Raw genomic sequence first — 16,474 nt, forward strand, 5'->3', positions numbered from 1 at the left:
CTTGCCCGGTTCGTCACTGCTTCTTGAGTTTCCACGTGCCGTCGCTCTGCTTGCATGCGGTCGGGATCCAGGTTTGCGTCTGTCCCTTCGCGTGTGCGACGAGCGTGACCTTGCGGCATTTGAGGCCGCCGGATTCGAAGGTTTCCTGCGGCGTCACCGTTCCGTTGATCGGGACCGTGTTGCCCGTGCCCTCGTTGTTCCAGTCGAGCGATTCGCCGTCCTGCTTCGTGTTGAGCGCGATCTGCGCGGCCTTGTTGAGCGCCTGCAGGTCGCGCTGCTTCATGTAGGTGATCGGCGTGTTGTTCAGGAAGCCGAGATTGGCGGCGGATGCGGTCGCGCTCACGGCGACGAGCGCGGCTGCCGCGATCGTCCGGAGAGAGGCGTGAGCGAACGCTCGATCTCGTATCGGCATGAAGTTTCTCCTCGTTGCATTGGTGTTTCGCCGGTGACCGCGCCGGCCGTCGGCTGCAACGAGAATAGCATGAGGCGCGGGCCGCGCCGCCCGCGCTGTCTCAGTTTTGCGCGGACTTCATTTCGTTGATGCCGATGCCCTTTTGCGAGTCCTTGTCCCTCGCCGGATCGTAGCCGTCGGTGAGCGTGCCGAGGAACGCGACGACGTCCTTGATCTCGGCTTCGTCGAGCGCGGGTTTGTCGCCTTTCTTGCGATCGAACGGCGGCTCGGTGTTGACGTTCTCCCAGTACTTCTTCGGCAGGTCGTCGAACTTCTGCACGGCGCCGTTCTTCGACACCGGATAGAACTTTTCCGGATTCGTGTCGCGCTCGACATAGAAACGCACCACGTCTTCCAGACGATGATAGATGCCGTTATGGAAGAAGGTCTTGCGCGTCGCGACGTTGCGCAGCGACGGCGTGCGGAAGATCCCGCAATACTCGTCCATGCCCTTCAGGTCGCGACGCTCGGGACCGCATGCGCCGAGATCGTGGAAATTCGGATTCTTGTTGATCGGCAAGGCGCGGTTGCGCGGCACGCCGATCGCGATCAGGCCGAAGTCGCTGAACTGCGGCGGCGAGCCGTCCTTCGCGCGCTGGCTGATGTGGCACGACGCGCAATTGCCCTTGTTCTCGTCGTTGAAGAGTTGCAGGCCGTGCATTTCGGCGTCGTTGAGCTTCGCGCGGCCGGCGAGGAACGCGTCGTACTTGCTCGTGTACGGATAGAACTTGTCGGGCGATTGCTCGAACGCTTCGAGCGATTCCAGCACCGACGCGAACGCCTTGTCGTCGCTTGCGAAGACATCGGCGCCGAACGCGCGGCGGAAATCATCGGCATAGGACGACGCCTTCACCGCCGCGACGACCTTGCCCGGCGTGCTGCCCATTTCGAACGACGACAGAATCGGGATGCGCGCCTGATCCGATCCGCGATCGACGCGGCCGTCCCACGTCAGGCCGCCGGTCGGACCGGCATCGACGCTTTCGTCGCCTTCATCGTCGGAATCGTGGAAGTGACGCGTGAAGGCAGGCACCGACTGCAAGTACCTGAGCGACGGCACCGCGCGAAAGCCCGCCTGATGCATGTCGTTGCCGCCGAGCTGCACGGACAGCGCATTCGGCGGCCCGAACGCATGACTCGGGCTATGGCACGACGCGCACGCGAGCTTGCCCGACCCGGACAGCGACGGATCGAAGAAAAGCTTCTCGCCGAGCGAGGTGATCTGCTTCACATGCGCGAATACTTCCGCGCGCGATTGACCGTGCGGCGCCGAGTTGTCCGCGTTGGCCGCATTCACCGTCCTGGCCGCGACGTTCGCCGCGTGCGAATCGCAGCCGCTCATCGCCGCCGAAAACGCGGCAAGCGCGATGGAACACAGGACGAACGGCAGGCGCATCGAAGACATGGCGTAGGAGGCGGAATCGAAAGATGCCGAAGCGTATGTCGTCTGCGTGTCTTTCATGTGACAAGCCTCGACGCTTTCACATCGAACCATCTACGCGAAATTTATTAAGCAAACATTACGCAAACGAAAGCGTTATTACATGGTTGCGTCAATTTGCGTTGCGACACTGCGCACGCCGGCGAGCAAAGACTCATTCGACGATGAAGCCGCGCCGTGCGCCGGTCCCCAACACAAGAGAGATCCTCAATGAACAAGAAACTCGTTTGCGCGGTGCCGATCGTGGCCACTGCCGCATTCGGCCTCTACGCATGCGGTGGCGACGACCATCACGACAGCAGCGATATTTCTTCGGTGAAGAACGTCGTCGTGATCTACGCGGAAAATCGCAGCTTCGACAATCTGTACGGGCATTTCCCCGGCGCGAACGGCCTGCAGAACGTAACGGCGGCGAGCGCGCAGCAGCTCGACCGCGACGGCAGCGTTCTGCCGACATTGCCGACGATCTGGACCGGCCTGACGGCGACGGGCGTGACGCCCGCGATCACCGCGGCGATGACGACGAATCTGCCGAACGCGCCGTTCGCCATCGACGATCCGAAGGGCTTCAACATCCAGCTCAACGTCACGACGCGCGATCTGTATCACCGCTTCTACGAGAATCAGATGCAGATCGACGGCGGCAAGAACGACAAGTTCGCCGCGTGGGGCGATTCGGGCGCGCTCGTGATGGGTCACTACGACACGCCGCCGGACAAGCTGCCCCTCTACAAGATCGCGCAGCAATACACGCTCGCGGACAACTTCTTCATGGGCGCGTTCGGCGGCTCGTTCCTGAATCACCAGTGGCTCGTCTGCGCCTGCACGCCGATCTATCCGAACGCGGACAAGAGCGTCGCGGCCGGCTCAATTTCGGCCGTGAATGCCGATGGGGTGTCGCTGAAGCTCAAGACGAATCCGCCGCCTTCGGCGCTCACCGGCTCGGCGGACGCGCAGTTCGTGAACTCGGGCACGCTCACGCCCGACTTCTACGCCGTCAACACGATGCAGCCGCCGTATCAGCCGAGCGGCAACCCGGCGCCCGCGGGCGTCGATCCGGCGCTCGGCGATGCGACAAAGGCCAACACGCTGCCGCCGCAGACGCAGCAGCACATCGGCGATCTGCTGAACAGCGCGGGCGTGAGTTGGGCGTGGTACGGCGGCTCGTGGGCGGCGGCGCTCGCGAACCGCTCGGTCATCAACGGCGCGGTCAACGTCGTGCCTGACTTCCAGACGCATCATCAGCCGTTCAACTACTTCGCCGATCTCGCGCCCGGTACGGCGAACCGCGCGCAACACTTGCTCGACGGCGGCACGAACGGTTCGGAGTTCATCAAGGCGATCGACGCGGGCACGCTGCCGCAAGTCGCGTTCTACAAGCCGCAGGGCAACCTGAACGAGCACGCCGGTTACACGGACGTCGCGCAGGGCGACCAGCACATCGCCGATCTGATCTCGCATCTGCAGAAGAGCCCGCAGTGGAAGAACATGGTCGTCGTCGTGACGTACGACGAAAACGGCGGCTTCTGGGATCACGTCGCGCCGCCGAAGGGCGATCGCTGGGGTCCGGGCACGCGCATTCCGGCGCTCATCATTTCGCCGTACGCGAAGAAGGGCTTCGTCGATCACACGCAGTACGACACCACGTCGATCCTTCGCTTCATCACGAAGCGCTTCAACCTGCCGACGCTGCCGGGCCTCGCCTCGCGCGACGCCGCGCTGGTGGCGAACGGCGCGCCGAAGATGGGCGATCTGACCAACGCGCTCGACTTCTCGCAGTAAGCATCGCGCGCACGCAACAATGAAAGGGCCGCGGCTTTCGAAGCCGCGGCCCTTTCTTTTTGCCGACGATCACGCGAGCGCGAAGATCGTCGCCAGATCGCTCGTGCGCGACGCGCCCGCTTGCGCGAGAACACGCGCTTCCAGTTCGTCGATGTGCGTACGCATCGCAGTTAGCGCGGCATCGAGATCGCCCTGTTCGAGGGCGTCGATGAGTTGCGCGTGTTCATCGGATGAGCAGTTCGACAGCTTCGATGGATCGAAAAGCGCCTTGTAGAGCTCGGTCTTCGCGACGAGCCTCGCGAGAAACGCCTCCACTTCCGGCGCGCCCGCGAGTTCCGCGAGGAGCACATGAAAGTGGCCCGCGAGACGCACGCATTCCGCGACGCTCCCCGCTTTCAGCGCGCGCTGTTCGGCCTTGACGTGAGCGCGCAACGCACGCAACGCCTTCACGCTCAACGCGCCGCACAGCGATGCGACGATGCCCGCCTCCACCACTAGCCGCGCGCGATAAACCTCGCGGATGTCGTCGACGGTCGGCGACGGCACGAACGCGCCGCGATTCGCTTCGAGCGTGAGCTTGCCTTCCGCGCCGAGGCGCGCGAGCACCTTGCGGATCGTGCCGCGCGTGCACTCGAAGGCTGCGGCGAGCTCGCGCTCGACGAGCTGCGCGCCGGGCGCGAGCTTGCCCTGCAAAACCGCGGACGCGATTGCCGCGTAGACGCGCTCGTCCGCGGAAATGTCCTTCGATGAAGTGTCCTTGCGTGATGCCATGATGCCCGCCGTGCTTGCGATGAATCGCATTGTAGCGAGCGCGCACCGCCGCGTACGAATGCGCCCTATTCGGTTCGTCGTATTTTTGGTTGACCAAAAATAGATAGAATGGTCAACCATTTCGCACCGAGGATGAGTCACATGAAAGCATCGAACGTCGCGTGGCTCGCGGTGATCGTCGCGATCGGCCTGAATCTGCGGCCGCTGCTCACGTCCGTCAGTCCGCTGATGGGCGTGATCTTGCACGCGACAGGACTGTCGTTTCGCGGGGCGTCGATGCTGACCGGCTTGCCCGTCGTCGCGATGGGCGTGTGCGCGTTCGGCGCGAGCGCGCTGTCACGCTCGGTCGGCAATGCGCGCGGCGTGGCGCTCGGGCTCATCGCGATCGTCGCGGCGTGCGCGGCGCGCCTCGTCGCGGGGAACGCGGTGGCGCTCGTCGCGAGCGCGGCCATCGCGGGCACGGGCGTCGCCGTCATTCAGGCGCTCTTGCCGGGCGTGATGAAGACGCGCTTTCCCGCGCGCCTGCCCTTCGCGATGGGCCTCTATTCCGCATCGATCATGGCGGGCGGCGGGCTCGGCGCGAGCATCACGCCGGCGGTCGCATCGCGCGTGACGTGGCAGGCTGGACTCGCGTTCTGGGCTGTTCCCGCGCTGATGGCGCTCGCGGCGTGGATGATGCTGATGCGCGCCGATGCGTTGCCGCGCGTCGCATCGACGGGCCGCGCGAAGCCCGCGCCGTCGCTCTTTCTCAATCGTCGCGCGTGGACGCTCGGGATTTTCTTCGGGCTCGTCAATGGCGGCTATACGAGCCTCGTCGCGTGGATGCCCGCGTATTACCAGCAACTCGGCCGCGGCGTGACCGAAAGCGGCGCGCTGCTGGCGATGCTCACGGCGTTCCAGGCGTCGTCCGCGCTGCTGTTGCCGATGGCCGCGGCGCGTTGCGGACGCGGCAGGGATCGTCGTCCGTGGATCGCGCTCGGCCTCGCCGCGCAACTCGCGGGGTTCGCGCTGTTGCTAGTGGCGCCGCTTGCCGCGCCGCTCGCCGTCGTCGCGTTGCTCGGCGCGGGCCTTGGCGGTGTGTTCGCCCTTTCGCTCGTGCTGACGCTCGATCACGCCGACGATCCCGCGTTGGCCGCGCGGCTCGTCGCGTTCGTGCAGGGCGTGGGGTTCGTGATCGCGGCGATTGCGCCGGTCGTCGCGGGCATCGTGCGCGACGTGAGCGGCGGCTTCTCGATGTCGTGGATGATGCTCGCCGCGAGCCTCGTCGCGATGATCGCGCTCGACGTCGTGTTCGGCCCGCGCGGGTACGCGCGCGCGATGCGGTCCGCGCGGGTCAGCGAACCGCGTGACAGGCGAAGAACTCGTCGAGCAGATCGGTCATCTGCCATACGGGACACGGACGGCGGCAATGCCCGTCGTAACCCGCTTCCTTGAGATGCGCGATCGGCTCTTCGGGCAGGAAACCGCTCATCGCGATGATGAGGCGAGTGGCGTCGTCATCGGCTTCGCGCAGCGCCCGCACCAGCGCGTAGTTGCCGGAACCTCCGATGCGCGTATCGAGAAAAAGCACATGCGGACGCCATTGCTCGACGATGTTTCTGGCCGATGACACATCCGCCGCAAGCTTCGCCGGAAAGCCCTTCAGCTCGAACAGCGACGCAAGCGATGCGCCGAGCACGCGTTCCGGCAGCGCGAGCAGCACGCGGCGCGATTCCGGTTGCAGGCGCAGCTTCTTGCGATTCCAAAGCGAGCATTGCGCCGGGCTGGTTTCGTATGCTCGATTGTTCAAGTCACCCTCTTTCGACGATGCGGTACGCACCGTCACCGTTGTGGCGCACCGCGCGCCACGATGACGCATCGGCGCACCGTCGATGGGCGGCACGTCTGCTTGTACGAGATGGTTAAATTTGTGAAGCGTTGTGTGGCGCGGAGTTGCGGGGATCGGGCGCGCACGCGGCGGAAGGACGGGCAGGAAGCGGGCCAGGCGATGGTGCCTCGCTGCTTGCTTTGCGCGGAGCGCAAAGCAAAAAGCCCAGCCGAAGGAAGACTGGGCTTTTGCCTGTGTGCAGGCCGTTTGGCCCGCCCTACACGACTCGAACGTGTGACCTACGGCTTAGAAGGCCGTTGCTCTATCCAGCTGAGCTAAGGGCGGAGAACCGGAGCGCGCGGCGGAAGCAACGCGAGTAAGACGCGAGACAACCGCGAAAGCCGCCGCGAATCAGAAGAGATCGCGATTTTACCTCATTCGCCGCTGCCCTTGTCCCGGCTCGTCACATCGGCTGCGGATGCATCATGAACCAGCCGAGGAAGAAGATTCCCGCGATCACGCAATACACGCCGAACGACGCGAGCTTGCCGTGGCCTTCGAAGTAGCGCATCAGGAAGCGCACGCTCAGATACGCCGCGATGCCCGTCAGCACCCCGCCCAGCACCGAATCGGCGAGTTGTCCCGGCGCGTGAAAGAGCTTCGGCAATTCGAGCACGCCCGCCGCGAAGATGATCGGCGTGCCGAGCAGGAACGAGAATTCCGCCGCCGCTTCAGCCGTGAGACCCGCGCCCACGCCCGCGATCATCGTCAGGCCGCTGCGCGAAAAGCCCGGAATCAGCGCGCCGATCTGCGCGAGCCCGACCAGAAACGCCTGCCTGAACGTGAGCTTTTCCGGCGCCCGCGTCGCGCGGCTTCGCTGCAGACGGTCACCGAGCCACAGCAGCACGCCGTTGACGATCAGCGCCGCCGCGACGATCCGCAGATCGTGAAAGATGGCCTCGAGCCGCTTCTCGAGCAGCAAGCCGACGATGCCCGTCGGAATCGTGCCGATGATGAGCGCCCACATCATGTGCCCATCGTCGTTCTTGCGTCCGCCGAGCGACGCGAGGAAGCCGCGGATCAGCGCGATCCAGCGTTCACGGAAATACCAGAGCAGCGCGACGGCCGTGCCCAGATGCAGCGCGACGAGAAACGGCAGCAGTTGCGGCGCGTGCTTGTCGATGTGCATGCCGATCAGGCCGGGAACGAGGAGCGTGTGCCCGAGGCTGCTGACAGGAAAGAGCTCGGTTACGCCCTGGAGCACGCTTAAGAAAACGAGAAACCACAAAGTCACGCGTCGGTCCTTTTTCGGGGAAGGTGGAGGACGCGCCGTGCAGTTCCATTCCTCGCGTCACGCGAAGCCAAAGATGCCGGACAGGGAATGTGGAACAGGAAGGATGAGTCGATACGGCGCGCAAACGGGACCGATTATGCCGTCGGCTAAATCGAGCGCCAAGCGCTTACCGCACACAAATTGCGCCGACAGTCAATCGTCGGCAAAACGAAGCATTATCGAAAGTCGATGACAGGCAATACGAAAGCGAGCGCGCCTCCGAACGGGACGCGGACTCGCAATTCGGCGATCGCCCGTCAGGCCTTCAGCTTGTAGAGGAAAAGCGCCGTGCTTGCCCCGAAGAGCCCGAACATCGCGACGCCCATTGCCATCGCCAGATCCATGGTTACTCCTTGTCCGTCTGATTCCCAACACAGGGAGCATATAACAACATATTGCATAAGCCTTTCTTAGTCGCAATTTCCCGCAAAGGGTTTTTCCGGACAGAATTCCAAGGCAGAATCGTCGGGTTGAGCCGCGTCGCTCAGGAGCGTGCGCGGCGTCTCGCCATCCAACGGAGCGCCTGCCATCATGTCACCGGAATCCGACATCATCGAAATCGAGCGCGACGGCGCCGCCATCGAGCTCGCGCCGCACGCGGGCGGACGCCTCATGACCTGGCGCGTCGGCGGCAAGCCCGTCGTGCACTGGCCCGACGCCGCCGACTGGTCCAATCCCGCGAAGATCCGCGGCGGCAATCCGCTGCTCTTTCCGTTTCTCGGACGGCATTTCGTCGATGGCGAAATCGGCAAGTGGCGCGATCCGGAAGGCATCGTGCATGCGCTGCCGACGCACGGCTTCGCGCGCAACCTGCCCTTTTCCCACACGCGCGACGCCGACGGCCACGGCCTGCGCATGACGCTCGTCGACAGCGACGCCACCCGCGACGGCTATCCGTTCGCGTTCCGCTTCGAGGCGGCGTACCGCATCGTCGACGGCCATACGCTCGAAGTCGAGCTGACGACGTCGAATCCGGGCGAGGTCGCGCTGCCCTACTACGCCGGGCATCACTTCTATTTTCATCTGCCGCACGGCCAGCGCGGCGAGAGCAGCGTCGCGCTGCCGCACACCGAACGGCGCCGTCAGCTTCCGGACGGCTCGATCACCGAAGCCGAGCCCGGCCTGCCGCGTTATTCGCTCGCCGATCCGGGCATCGTCGATACGTTTCATTGCCTCACGCGGCAGTCCGACGAACCGGTGCTGTTGAATCTGCCGGGCCTGAAGCGCACGATCGCCTTCGAGTTGCAGCAGCCCGATTCCGTGCCGTGGTACGCGGTCACGACCTGGACCGAATCCGATGCATCGGACTTCTATTGCGTCGAACCGTGGATCGGCCTGCCCGATGCCATCCACAACGGGCGCGGCCTGCGCTGGCTCGCGCCGGGCAAGACGGAGACGGCTTCGCTGCGGCTCGTCGTCGGCGAGCAGGCGTAGGCGAAGCGGCGTCATTCTGTCCGGGGAAACCCGAGACGGTAAAATCCTGCCTTTCGATTCGCCGCGCGGCTGTGCTCGCACTGCTCGCGGCGATGCTTTGCGAGGTCAGGTTTGCAAAAAACAATTCGACGGCTCGTCTGCGCATCGCTCATCGCAGTGTTGGCCGCTTGTGGAACGGGGCCGGTCGCGCCGGGTTTCTATCGTGTAGAGCGTGGAGACACGGTTTCCAAAATCGCGCGCGAGAATCGCACGACGATCGCGAACATCAAGCGCTGGAACGGGCTCGCGAATCCCGACGCCATCGAGGTCGGACAGGTGCTGCGTATCGCGCCGCCTGCGGGCAGCGCGAGCACCGCGGATTCATCGGGTGCGGCGGCAACGGGCAGCGCGAAGAGCGAAGCCGGCGCGCAGGCGTCCTCGCAGAGCAAGGCCGGACCGGGCGTCACGCTCGTGTGGCCGGCGCAGGGCAGCGTCGTTCGCAGCTTCGACGGCAAGAACTCGAAGGGCATCGACATCGCCAATGCGGCGGGCACGCCCGTCGTCGCCGCCGCGAGCGGCAATGTCGTCTACGCCGGCAACGGTCTGCGCGGCTACGGCAACATGCTGATCGTCAAGCATGACGACGATTATCTGACCGCCTACGCCCACAATCGCGTGCTTCTGGTGAAGGAAGGCCAGACCGTGCAGCAGGGCCAGCAAATCGCCGAAATGGGCGACACCGACAGCAATCGCACCATGCTGCATTTCGAAGTGCGCTACATGGGCCGCTCGACGGACCCGGCGCGCTATCTGCCGCCGCGCTGACAGCCGGCGGCCGCTTTAAGGAAGATCGATGAGATTGACGATGAGGATGAACACTGCCGCGCTCGGCGCGGCTCTCGCGCTCACCGGCGCGCTGGCCGGCTGCGCGAGCGGCCCGACGATGACCTATCTGCCTTCGGGCGACACGGGCTTCGCGATCAACTGCAGCGGCGGCGACGCGGCGACGAGCTGGGCGGCCTGCTACAAGCAGGCGGGTGAAACGTGCGGCGCGTACGGTTACGACGTGATTTCGAAGGATGCCGACAACGGCGCGACCGCAGGCGGCACGGTGGGCGGAATCTTCGGCGCGAACATCAAGAACCGTTCGATGGTGATCCGCTGCAAGCAGTAACGCCCGTCAGCGGTCTTTCGGCGCCCACGTGCGCCAATGCCCCGACAACGGATCGATATGCGCGGCAAACGCCACGAGCGAAGCGACGGCGAGCGGCGCGACAGCAGCAAAAATCCAGAGCAGATCCATGACAGATACATTTTGCAACAAGTTCGGGCGATGATACCCGAGCGGCAAAAGTTTCGTTGGATGAATCCCGCCGAAATCGCCGAAACGGAAAGAGTTACGCATTACGGTTTCTTGCATCCCTGGGCACGAGGCGCGCCTTGCATCCCGTTACGCACGGAAACAAGCGCATACAGCCGTGACGCGCTCGAATTCCTAGACTGGCGGCAGCCCGTGCCGTATCTCCGCGCGAACGGTTGGCGCGGGTCAGAAGCCCCGGTGCGCCCGCATCGGGGCTTCGTCTTTGCGGGGCTTACTGAGGCTTGGCAGGATCGGAGATCATCGACGGCGGCGTCATGTCCGTCGGCACGCCCTTGTAGTCGGGCGGATCTTTCGGTTCGTGCTTCTGATGGCCAGACTCCGCACAGGCGGCGAGACCGAGCGTGAAGAAAACGGCGCAAGCGAAGGCGGAAACAGCGCGCATTGAGACTCCTGGAAGAGCGTAGAAAAGACAAAGGGGTTACAAGCCGTAACTTGTAACCCCTTCGTGTATCGTGGTCGGAGCGAAAGGATTCGAACCTTCGACCCTCTGATCCCAAATCAGATGCGCTACCAGGCTGCGCTACGCTCCGACGAGCCGCAGATTGTAGCGTGCCTGACCCGCGTCCGCAATGCCGAACTCAGGCACGCAACTTTCTGCTGCATCCGAAAGCGAACCTCATCATCCGGAGACAATCGATGAACCTCATTCTCTGGCGACACGCCGAAGCAGAAGATCAGGCGTCGAGCGATCTCGCGCGGCAGCTCACGCCGCGCGGGCGCAAACAGGCGCAAGGCATCGCAAAGTGGCTGAAGGCGCGCATCGACGATGACGCCGTGCTGCTCGCCAGTCCCGCGACGCGCACGATCCAGACGGCCGAAGCCTTCGGCGACCGCTATCGCGTCGTCGACGCGCTCGCGCCCGGCAACGGCGCGCAGGCCGTGCTCGATGCGGCGGGCTGGCCGGACGGCATTGCGGAGACGGTCGTCGTCATCGGGCATCAGCCGACGCTCGGCCGGGTGGCCGCGCTCCTCATGACGGGCCACGAAGCGGATTGGTCGATCAAGAAGTCGGGCATCTGGTGGCTCCAGTCGCGCACGCGCGGCGGCGACGGGCAAAGCGTGCTGCGCGCGGTCATCAATCCGGACCTGCTTCAGGCGTCGTAAGCTCGCGTTCATGCGGATGTCGTTTCATCGAAACGTCATTGCGATGCCATGCGAGCGTCACTGTGCATTACTACATTGGCGAGGACTTGAAGCCACAGCAACGTCCTGTCGAGGAACGCCAATGCAAGAACTGCCGACGCCTTTCCTGCAACTCGGAGCGTCATCGCTCTCGCTCGATTCGCGCCGCCACCTTCCGCGCACGTCGGAAACGAACACGGGCCGCGAGCGCCTGCAAGTCGCGTGGGCGCGCGACGACGACGCCCTGCGCGACGCGCAGCGCCTGCGCTTTCGCGTGTTCTCGGAGGAAATGGGCGCGCGTCTGTCCGGCCCCGCAGGGCTCGACGTCGACGCCTTCGACGCCTATTGCGATCACCTGCTCGTGCGCGATCTCGACACGCTGCAGGTCGTGGGCACGTATCGCGTGCTGCCGCCGCATCAGGCGGCGCGCATCGGGCGTCTCTACGCTGAAAGCGAATTCGACGTGTCGCGCCTCACGCACCTGCGCCCGAAGCTCGTCGAAGTAGGACGCTCGTGCGTGCATCCGGACTATCGCAACGGCGCGGTGATCATGTCGCTGTGGGGCGGCCTCGCCGCGTACATGATGCAAAACGGCTATGAGACGATGCTCGGCTGCGCGAGCGTCGGCATGATCGACGGCGGTCATTACGCCGCGAATCTCTACACGTCGCTACCCGCCGATGCGCTCACCGCCCCTGAGTACCGCGCGTTCCCGCACACGCCGCTGCCCGTCGAGGAGTTGCGCACCGGCGCGAACGTGAGCCCGCCGCCGCTCGTGAAGGGTTATCTGCGGCTCGGCGCGAGGATTTGCGGCGCGCCGGCATGGGATCCGGATTTCAACACCGCCGACTTCCTCACGCTCTTCCGTCTGTCCGATATCAACGCTCGTTACGCGCGGCATTTCATCGGCGACATGCAGGGACGTTGAAGCCCTGAAACGCAAAAGGCCCCGTTGACTCGACGGGGCCTTCTCTTTCTCACGACGCGAAAATCAGTCGCCCGTGTATACCACGCGATACGGCCGCCCGATCTTCTCCCATTCCATCGCTTCCTGAACGAGGCTGTAGTCGGTGAGCGGATTGTTCGCCACCCACTCGTTCGGCAGATGCACTTCGAAACCGCCACTCGCCTGCCTCACTTCGATGCCGGGCAGCCCGACATCCGTGCGCCGGCGCGACAGCAGCGCGGCGAGCCGCAGGCAAAACAGCAGCGTCCATTCGACGTCGCGCGCCTGCGCGAGCTTGCCGAGCTTGCCGGCGTGGCCGAGCACGAGCGCGGCGAGACGCGCCTGATCGGTGCGGGAAAACCCCGGCATGTCGGCGTTGCTCGCGATATACGCCGAATGCTTGTGATACGCACTGTGCGCGATCGACAGTCCGATCTCGTGCAGCGACGCGGCCCACGCGAGGAACATGCGGTTCTCCTCGCGCACGTCTTCGTCGGGTTCGCCGAGCTGGTCGTAGAAGCTGATCGCCAGTTCGCCGATGCGCTCCGCCTGCGCGGCATCGACGCCATAACGGCGCTTGAAGCCTTCGACCGTCACCGTCCGCATGTCCTGATGCTGCGAGCGTCCGAGCAGGTCGTAGAGCACGCCGAGGCGCAGCGCGGCATCGGTCGTATCGGCATAGTCGATGCCCAGTTCCTCGAACACGCCGAGCATGATCGACAGCCCGCCCGCCAGCACCGGCACGCGATCGGGCTTCAACGCGACGAGCTTCAGCCGATTCACGTTCTCGGCCTTGATGAGCGCGCGCTTGAGCTTCTCCAGCCCGCCGCGCGAGATGCCGTGCGTGATGCCTTCGTCGTTGAAGCCGTTCGCCTCGATCAGTTCCGCGAGCGCGCGCGCCGTGCCCGACGAGCCGATCGCCTGATCCCAGCCGGTGCCCTTGTATTCGCTCGAAATGATCTGGATCTCGCGTTTGGCGGCGAGTTCGGCCTGCCGCATCGTGTATTCGTCGACGTTGCCGGCCGGGAAAAACTGGCGGCTATGGCTCACGCAGCCGATATAGAGGCTTTCCATGTGGATCGGCGTGTAATGCGATCCGATGATGAATTCCGTCGAGCCGCCGCCGATATCGACCACGAGCCGCTTGCCCGCGCTCGCCGGCACCGAATGCGCGGCGCCCGCGTAGATGAGGCGCGCTTCCTCGCGCCCGGCGATGACTTCGATCGGAAACCCGAGCGCGGCTTCCGCCTCGGCGAGAAAGTCGGGCGCGTTTTTCGCGACGCGCAGCGTGTTGGTGGCGACGGCGCGCACCTGGTCGGGATGGAAATCGCGCAGACGTTCGCCGAAGCGCTTCAGCGCGTCCCAGCCGCGCACCTGCGATGCGCGGTCGAGCATCTTGTCCTTGGAGAGGCCGCCGCCGAGGCGTACGGGCTCGCGCAGCGCGTCGACCTGATAGATCTGGCTGCCGGCGGGCGTTTCCTCGACCCGTCCGACGATCAACCGGAAACTGTTCGATCCAAGGTCGACCGCGGCAAGTAGATGGGGATGTGTGACCATCGGATATCCAGAAATCGTGAAGTGGGGGGAAGCACTGTCACAGCGGCGCTGCTGCAGCGCACGAATTCTATTCTATGCCGGGTTGGCGAGCGGGCCTTGCCGTCCCGTTCGGAACCGCGCGTTTGCGCTGGCAACGCTATCGGCAATGTGAGTAGAATTTGTGACATCCGTTATGTCATAAAAAATACATCATACTGTGAGAGCATCCGAGAGTTCCCTTGCCCATCTGATCGAGACACCTTCCCTCCCTCCGATGTCCATACGCTATCCGCTCTTCAACCGCGAACTGGGCATACTAGGTTTCAACGAGCGCGTCCTCGCGCAAGCCGCCGATACGACGGTTCCCCTGTTGGAACGCCTGCGTTTCATCTGCATCACCAGCAGCAATCTCGACGAATTCTTCGAAGTCCGTATGGCGGGTCTGCAAGAGCAGATGCGCGACAACCCCGGCTCGCTCTCGCCGGATGGCATGTCGCTGCAGCACGTCTACGACCTCGTCTCCGAGCGCGCGCAACGGCTCGTGCGCCAGCAATATTCGATGCTGCATGACATCGTGCTGCCGGCGCTCGAAATGGAAGGCATCTATTTTCACGGCGCGGAGGACTGGACGGAACAGCAGACCGGATGGGCGCGCGACTACTTCTACAACGAACTGCTCCCCGTCCTGACGCCTATCGGGCTCGATCCCGCGCATCCGTTTCCGCGCGTGCTGAACAAGAGCCTGAACTTCGTCGTCGAGCTGGAAGGCACCGATGCCTTCGGCCGTCAGGCGATGATGGGCATCGTGCAGGCGCCGCGCGCGCTGCCGCGGCTCGTTCGCATGCCCGAAGCGCTGTCGGGCTATCCGCATGGTTTCGTGCTGCTGAGTTCGTTCATGCAGCACTTCGTGAACGAGCTGTTTCCGCATCTCGTCGTGCGCAGTTGCAATCAGTTTCGCATCACGCGCAACAGCGAGCTTTTCGTCGATGAGGACGAAATCACCAATCTGCGCGTCGCGCTGCAGGGCGAATTGCCGGCGCGGCATCTGGGCAACGCGGTGCGTCTCGAAGTGTCGGCGGAAACGCCGCCGCATCTCGTGCGGCGTCTGCTCGACGAAGGTCAGCTGAGCGAACGCGATCTGTATCGCGTGAACGGGCCGGTGAATCTCGTGCGGCTCATGCAGTTGCCCGAGATGGTCGATCGACCCGATCTCAAGTTCGTGCCGCATATTCCGTCGGTGCCGAAGGCGATCGTGAACACGTCGAATCTTTTCGATGCGATCGATCAGGGCGATATCCTTTTGCATCATCCGTACGAGAGTTTTCAGCCGGTGCTGGAGCTGCTGCTTCAGGCCGCGAAGGATCCGCAGGTCGTCGCGATCAAACAGACGATTTATCGCACGGGCACCGATTCGCCGCTCATGGATGCGCTGATGCAGGCCGCGCGCAATGGCAAGGAAGTGACGGTCGTCGTGGAACTGCTCGCGCGCTTCGATGAAGAGACGAACATCAATTGGGCGTCGCAGCTCGAAGCGGTTGGCGCGCATGTGGTGTATGGCGTCGTCGGCCATAAGTGCCACGCGAAGATGATGCTGATCGTGCGGCGCGTGTCGCAAGGCGGCAAGTTTGTGTTGAAGCGTTATGCCCATTTGGGCACGGGCAACTATCATCCGCGCACGGCGCGTCTTTATACCGACTTCGGTCTGATGACTTCCGATCAGGAAATGTGCGAGGACGTGCATCACGTCTTTCAGCAACTGACGGGCATTGGCGGAGAGATTCCGCTGCATCAGTTATGGCAATCGCCTTTCACGCTGCATGCGAAGCTGATCGATGCGATCCGCGCCGAGGCCGAGCATGCGCGGGCGGGACGGCGTGCGCGCATCGTCGCGAAGATGAATGCTCTGCTCGAGCCTACGGTTATTGCCGCGCTTTACGAGGCTTCGCATGCGGGCGTGAAGATCGATCTGATCGTGCGCGGGGTTTGTTCGTTGAAGCCCGGCGTCGAGGATCTTTCGGAGAACATTACGGTTCGGTCAATCGTCGGGCGCTTTCTCGAGCATCATCGGATTTTTTACTTCTATGCGAATGGCAGGGAAGATGTGTTTTTGTCGAGCGCTGACTGGATGGATCGCAACTTCTTTCGTCGTGTGGAAGTGGCGTTTCCGATTCGCGATAGGCGGTTGAAGCGGCGGGTTATTGCTGAAGGGTTATCGGTTTGTCTTGGCGATAATCAATCGGCTTGGGTCATGCAGAGCGATGGGCATTATCGGAAGCGCCGTCCGGGTAAGTCTATTCGCAACGCGCAGTTGGGGTTGCTGGCTAAGTTTTGTTCTTGATGTTTTTTGCCCTTTTTCGTGCGTGTTTTCTTCTTCGCTGGATTCGGTATTCGCGTCGGGCTTTGTGCTTGTTCGCTTCCGCTTTCGTAGAATCCTGTTTTCGCGTCGGTCTATTAGCACTGCCGCCCCGCACAGGGGCAACGCTAATAGACC

The 16,474-nt window shown here is 63.7% G+C and carries 16 protein-coding genes and 2 tRNA genes; 8 read left to right on the forward strand and 10 right to left on the reverse strand.

The features are described 5' to 3' along the window. Window positions 1-13: 13 nt before the first annotated feature. Together NCS02_RS09745 and NCS02_RS09750 are read right to left on the reverse strand one after the other, a co-directional pair. Window positions 14-412: an RT0821/Lpp0805 family surface protein gene (locus NCS02_RS09745; protein WP_008342001.1), complete on the reverse strand. Its 399-nt coding sequence runs from the start codon at window positions 410-412 to the stop codon at window positions 14-16. Window positions 413-512: 100 nt separating this feature from the next. Then, the gene (locus NCS02_RS09750; protein WP_502800873.1) at window positions 513-1,793 is read right to left on the reverse strand and encodes a cytochrome-c peroxidase; all 1,281 of its coding nucleotides are present in this window, start codon (window positions 1,791-1,793) and stop codon (window positions 513-515) included. 309 nt (window positions 1,794-2,102) lie between these two features. Here NCS02_RS09750 and NCS02_RS09755 point away from each other — a divergent pair, with 309 nt between their 5' ends. Beyond that, entirely contained in the window at window positions 2,103-3,674 is a 1,572-nt protein-coding gene (locus NCS02_RS09755; RefSeq protein ID WP_008342003.1) for an acid phosphatase, read from the forward strand. 69 nt (window positions 3,675-3,743) lie between these two features. Here NCS02_RS09755 and NCS02_RS09760 read toward each other — a convergent pair whose 3' ends face one another. Beyond that, on the reverse strand, window positions 3,744-4,445 hold the full coding sequence (locus tag NCS02_RS09760) for a GntR family transcriptional regulator (RefSeq protein WP_250523025.1): 702 nt from the start codon (window positions 4,443-4,445) through the stop codon (window positions 3,744-3,746). Window positions 4,446-4,586: 141 nt separating this feature from the next. On the opposite strand from NCS02_RS09760, the gene NCS02_RS09765 reads away from it, so the two are divergent. Continuing rightward, the gene (locus NCS02_RS09765) at window positions 4,587-5,879 is read left to right on the forward strand and encodes a cyanate transporter (protein WP_250523026.1); all 1,293 of its coding nucleotides are present in this window, start codon (window positions 4,587-4,589) and stop codon (window positions 5,877-5,879) included. On the opposite strand, the gene NCS02_RS09770 is transcribed toward NCS02_RS09765, so the two are convergent. The 3 genes from NCS02_RS09770 to NCS02_RS09780 all read right to left on the reverse strand — a co-directional run bounded on the left by NCS02_RS09770 (window position 5,779) and on the right by NCS02_RS09780 (window position 7,546). Next, window positions 5,779-6,234, reverse strand: a complete 456-nt coding sequence (locus NCS02_RS09770; RefSeq protein WP_250523027.1) for a response regulator — start codon at window positions 6,232-6,234, stop codon at window positions 5,779-5,781. The two genes, NCS02_RS09765 and NCS02_RS09770, sit on opposite strands and share 101 nt — an antisense overlap. 286 nt (window positions 6,235-6,520) lie before the next feature. Continuing rightward, window positions 6,521-6,597: transfer RNA gene (locus tag NCS02_RS09775), tRNA-Arg, on the reverse strand. Window positions 6,598-6,715: 118 nt separating this feature from the next. Then, a complete protein-coding gene (locus tag NCS02_RS09780) occupies window positions 6,716-7,546 on the reverse strand; it encodes an undecaprenyl-diphosphate phosphatase (RefSeq protein ID WP_175982539.1) in 831 nt (276 codons plus the stop codon). A gap of 570 nt (window positions 7,547-8,116) precedes the next feature. Between NCS02_RS09780 and NCS02_RS09785 the strand changes: the two genes are divergently transcribed. From NCS02_RS09785 to NCS02_RS09795, 3 genes are all read left to right on the forward strand, one after another. Then, the gene (locus NCS02_RS09785; protein WP_175982540.1) at window positions 8,117-9,019 is read left to right on the forward strand and encodes an aldose epimerase family protein; all 903 of its coding nucleotides are present in this window, start codon (window positions 8,117-8,119) and stop codon (window positions 9,017-9,019) included. 111 nt (window positions 9,020-9,130) lie between these two features. Further along, entirely contained in the window at window positions 9,131-9,823 is a 693-nt protein-coding gene (locus tag NCS02_RS09790; protein ID WP_244807465.1) for a peptidoglycan DD-metalloendopeptidase family protein, read from the forward strand. A gap of 28 nt (window positions 9,824-9,851) precedes the next feature. Further along, the gene (locus tag NCS02_RS09795) at window positions 9,852-10,172 is read left to right on the forward strand and encodes a hypothetical protein (RefSeq protein WP_175982542.1); all 321 of its coding nucleotides are present in this window, start codon (window positions 9,852-9,854) and stop codon (window positions 10,170-10,172) included. Between the two features lie 6 nt (window positions 10,173-10,178). On the opposite strand, the gene NCS02_RS36285 is transcribed toward NCS02_RS09795, so the two are convergent. The 3 genes from NCS02_RS36285 to NCS02_RS09805 all read right to left on the reverse strand — a co-directional run bounded on the left by NCS02_RS36285 (window position 10,179) and on the right by NCS02_RS09805 (window position 10,909). Continuing rightward, window positions 10,179-10,301, reverse strand: coding sequence for a hypothetical protein (locus NCS02_RS36285; RefSeq protein ID WP_284504273.1), 123 nt, complete (start codon window positions 10,299-10,301; stop codon window positions 10,179-10,181). A gap of 289 nt (window positions 10,302-10,590) precedes the next feature. Then, complete coding sequence (locus NCS02_RS09800; RefSeq protein ID WP_167561874.1) at window positions 10,591-10,761, reverse strand: hypothetical protein; 171 nt, start codon at window positions 10,759-10,761, stop codon at window positions 10,591-10,593. 71 nt (window positions 10,762-10,832) lie between these two features. After that, window positions 10,833-10,909, reverse strand: a tRNA-Pro gene (locus NCS02_RS09805). Between the two features lie 106 nt (window positions 10,910-11,015). Here NCS02_RS09805 and NCS02_RS09810 point away from each other — a divergent pair. Further along, window positions 11,016-11,483, forward strand: coding sequence for a SixA phosphatase family protein (locus tag NCS02_RS09810; RefSeq protein WP_034474269.1), 468 nt, complete (start codon window positions 11,016-11,018; stop codon window positions 11,481-11,483). Between the two features lie 121 nt (window positions 11,484-11,604). Next, window positions 11,605-12,429, forward strand: a complete 825-nt coding sequence (locus NCS02_RS09815) for a GNAT family N-acetyltransferase (protein WP_008342022.1) — start codon at window positions 11,605-11,607, stop codon at window positions 12,427-12,429. A gap of 63 nt (window positions 12,430-12,492) precedes the next feature. Here NCS02_RS09815 and ppx read toward each other — a convergent pair whose 3' ends face one another. After that, window positions 12,493-14,004: an exopolyphosphatase gene (gene ppx / locus NCS02_RS09820; RefSeq protein ID WP_008342024.1), complete on the reverse strand. Its 1,512-nt coding sequence runs from the start codon at window positions 14,002-14,004 to the stop codon at window positions 12,493-12,495. Between the two features lie 253 nt (window positions 14,005-14,257). On the opposite strand from ppx, the gene ppk1 reads away from it, so the two are divergent. Then, entirely contained in the window at window positions 14,258-16,321 is a 2,064-nt protein-coding gene (ppk1, locus tag NCS02_RS09825) for a polyphosphate kinase 1 (protein WP_175982589.1), read from the forward strand. The last annotated feature ends 153 nt before the right edge of the window (window positions 16,322-16,474 follow it).

This window comes from Caballeronia sp. NCF2 (assembly GCF_023631205.1).
Lineage (GTDB): Bacteria > Pseudomonadota > Gammaproteobacteria > Burkholderiales > Burkholderiaceae > Caballeronia > Caballeronia zhejiangensis.

What these genes read in the sequence shown, in the direction of transcription:
- NCS02_RS09815 (WP_008342022.1), top strand. Translation starts at nt 11,605, where the DNA reads ATGCAAGAACTGCCGACGCCTTTCCTGCAACTCGGAGCGTCATCGCTC.
- ppk1 (WP_175982589.1), top strand. Translation starts at nt 14,258, where the DNA reads ATGTCCATACGCTATCCGCTCTTCAACCGCGAACTGGGCATACTAGGT.
- NCS02_RS09785 (WP_175982540.1), top strand. Translation starts at nt 8,117, where the DNA reads ATGTCACCGGAATCCGACATCATCGAAATCGAGCGCGACGGCGCCGCC.
- NCS02_RS09800 (WP_167561874.1), bottom strand. Translation starts at nt 10,761, where the DNA reads ATGCGCGCTGTTTCCGCCTTCGCTTGCGCCGTTTTCTTCACGCTCGGT.
- NCS02_RS09810 (WP_034474269.1), top strand. Translation starts at nt 11,016, where the DNA reads ATGAACCTCATTCTCTGGCGACACGCCGAAGCAGAAGATCAGGCGTCG.
- NCS02_RS09755 (WP_008342003.1), top strand. Translation starts at nt 2,103, where the DNA reads ATGAACAAGAAACTCGTTTGCGCGGTGCCGATCGTGGCCACTGCCGCA.
- NCS02_RS09750 (WP_502800873.1), bottom strand. Translation starts at nt 1,793, where the DNA reads ATGAGCGGCTGCGATTCGCACGCGGCGAACGTCGCGGCCAGGACGGTG.
- NCS02_RS09795 (WP_175982542.1), top strand. Translation starts at nt 9,852, where the DNA reads ATGAGATTGACGATGAGGATGAACACTGCCGCGCTCGGCGCGGCTCTC.
- NCS02_RS09765 (WP_250523026.1), top strand. Translation starts at nt 4,587, where the DNA reads ATGAAAGCATCGAACGTCGCGTGGCTCGCGGTGATCGTCGCGATCGGC.
- ppx (WP_008342024.1), bottom strand. Translation starts at nt 14,004, where the DNA reads ATGGTCACACATCCCCATCTACTTGCCGCGGTCGACCTTGGATCGAAC.
- NCS02_RS36285 (WP_284504273.1), bottom strand. Translation starts at nt 10,301, where the DNA reads ATGGATCTGCTCTGGATTTTTGCTGCTGTCGCGCCGCTCGCCGTCGCT.
- NCS02_RS09760 (WP_250523025.1), bottom strand. Translation starts at nt 4,445, where the DNA reads ATGGCATCACGCAAGGACACTTCATCGAAGGACATTTCCGCGGACGAG.
- NCS02_RS09745 (WP_008342001.1), bottom strand. Translation starts at nt 412, where the DNA reads ATGCCGATACGAGATCGAGCGTTCGCTCACGCCTCTCTCCGGACGATC.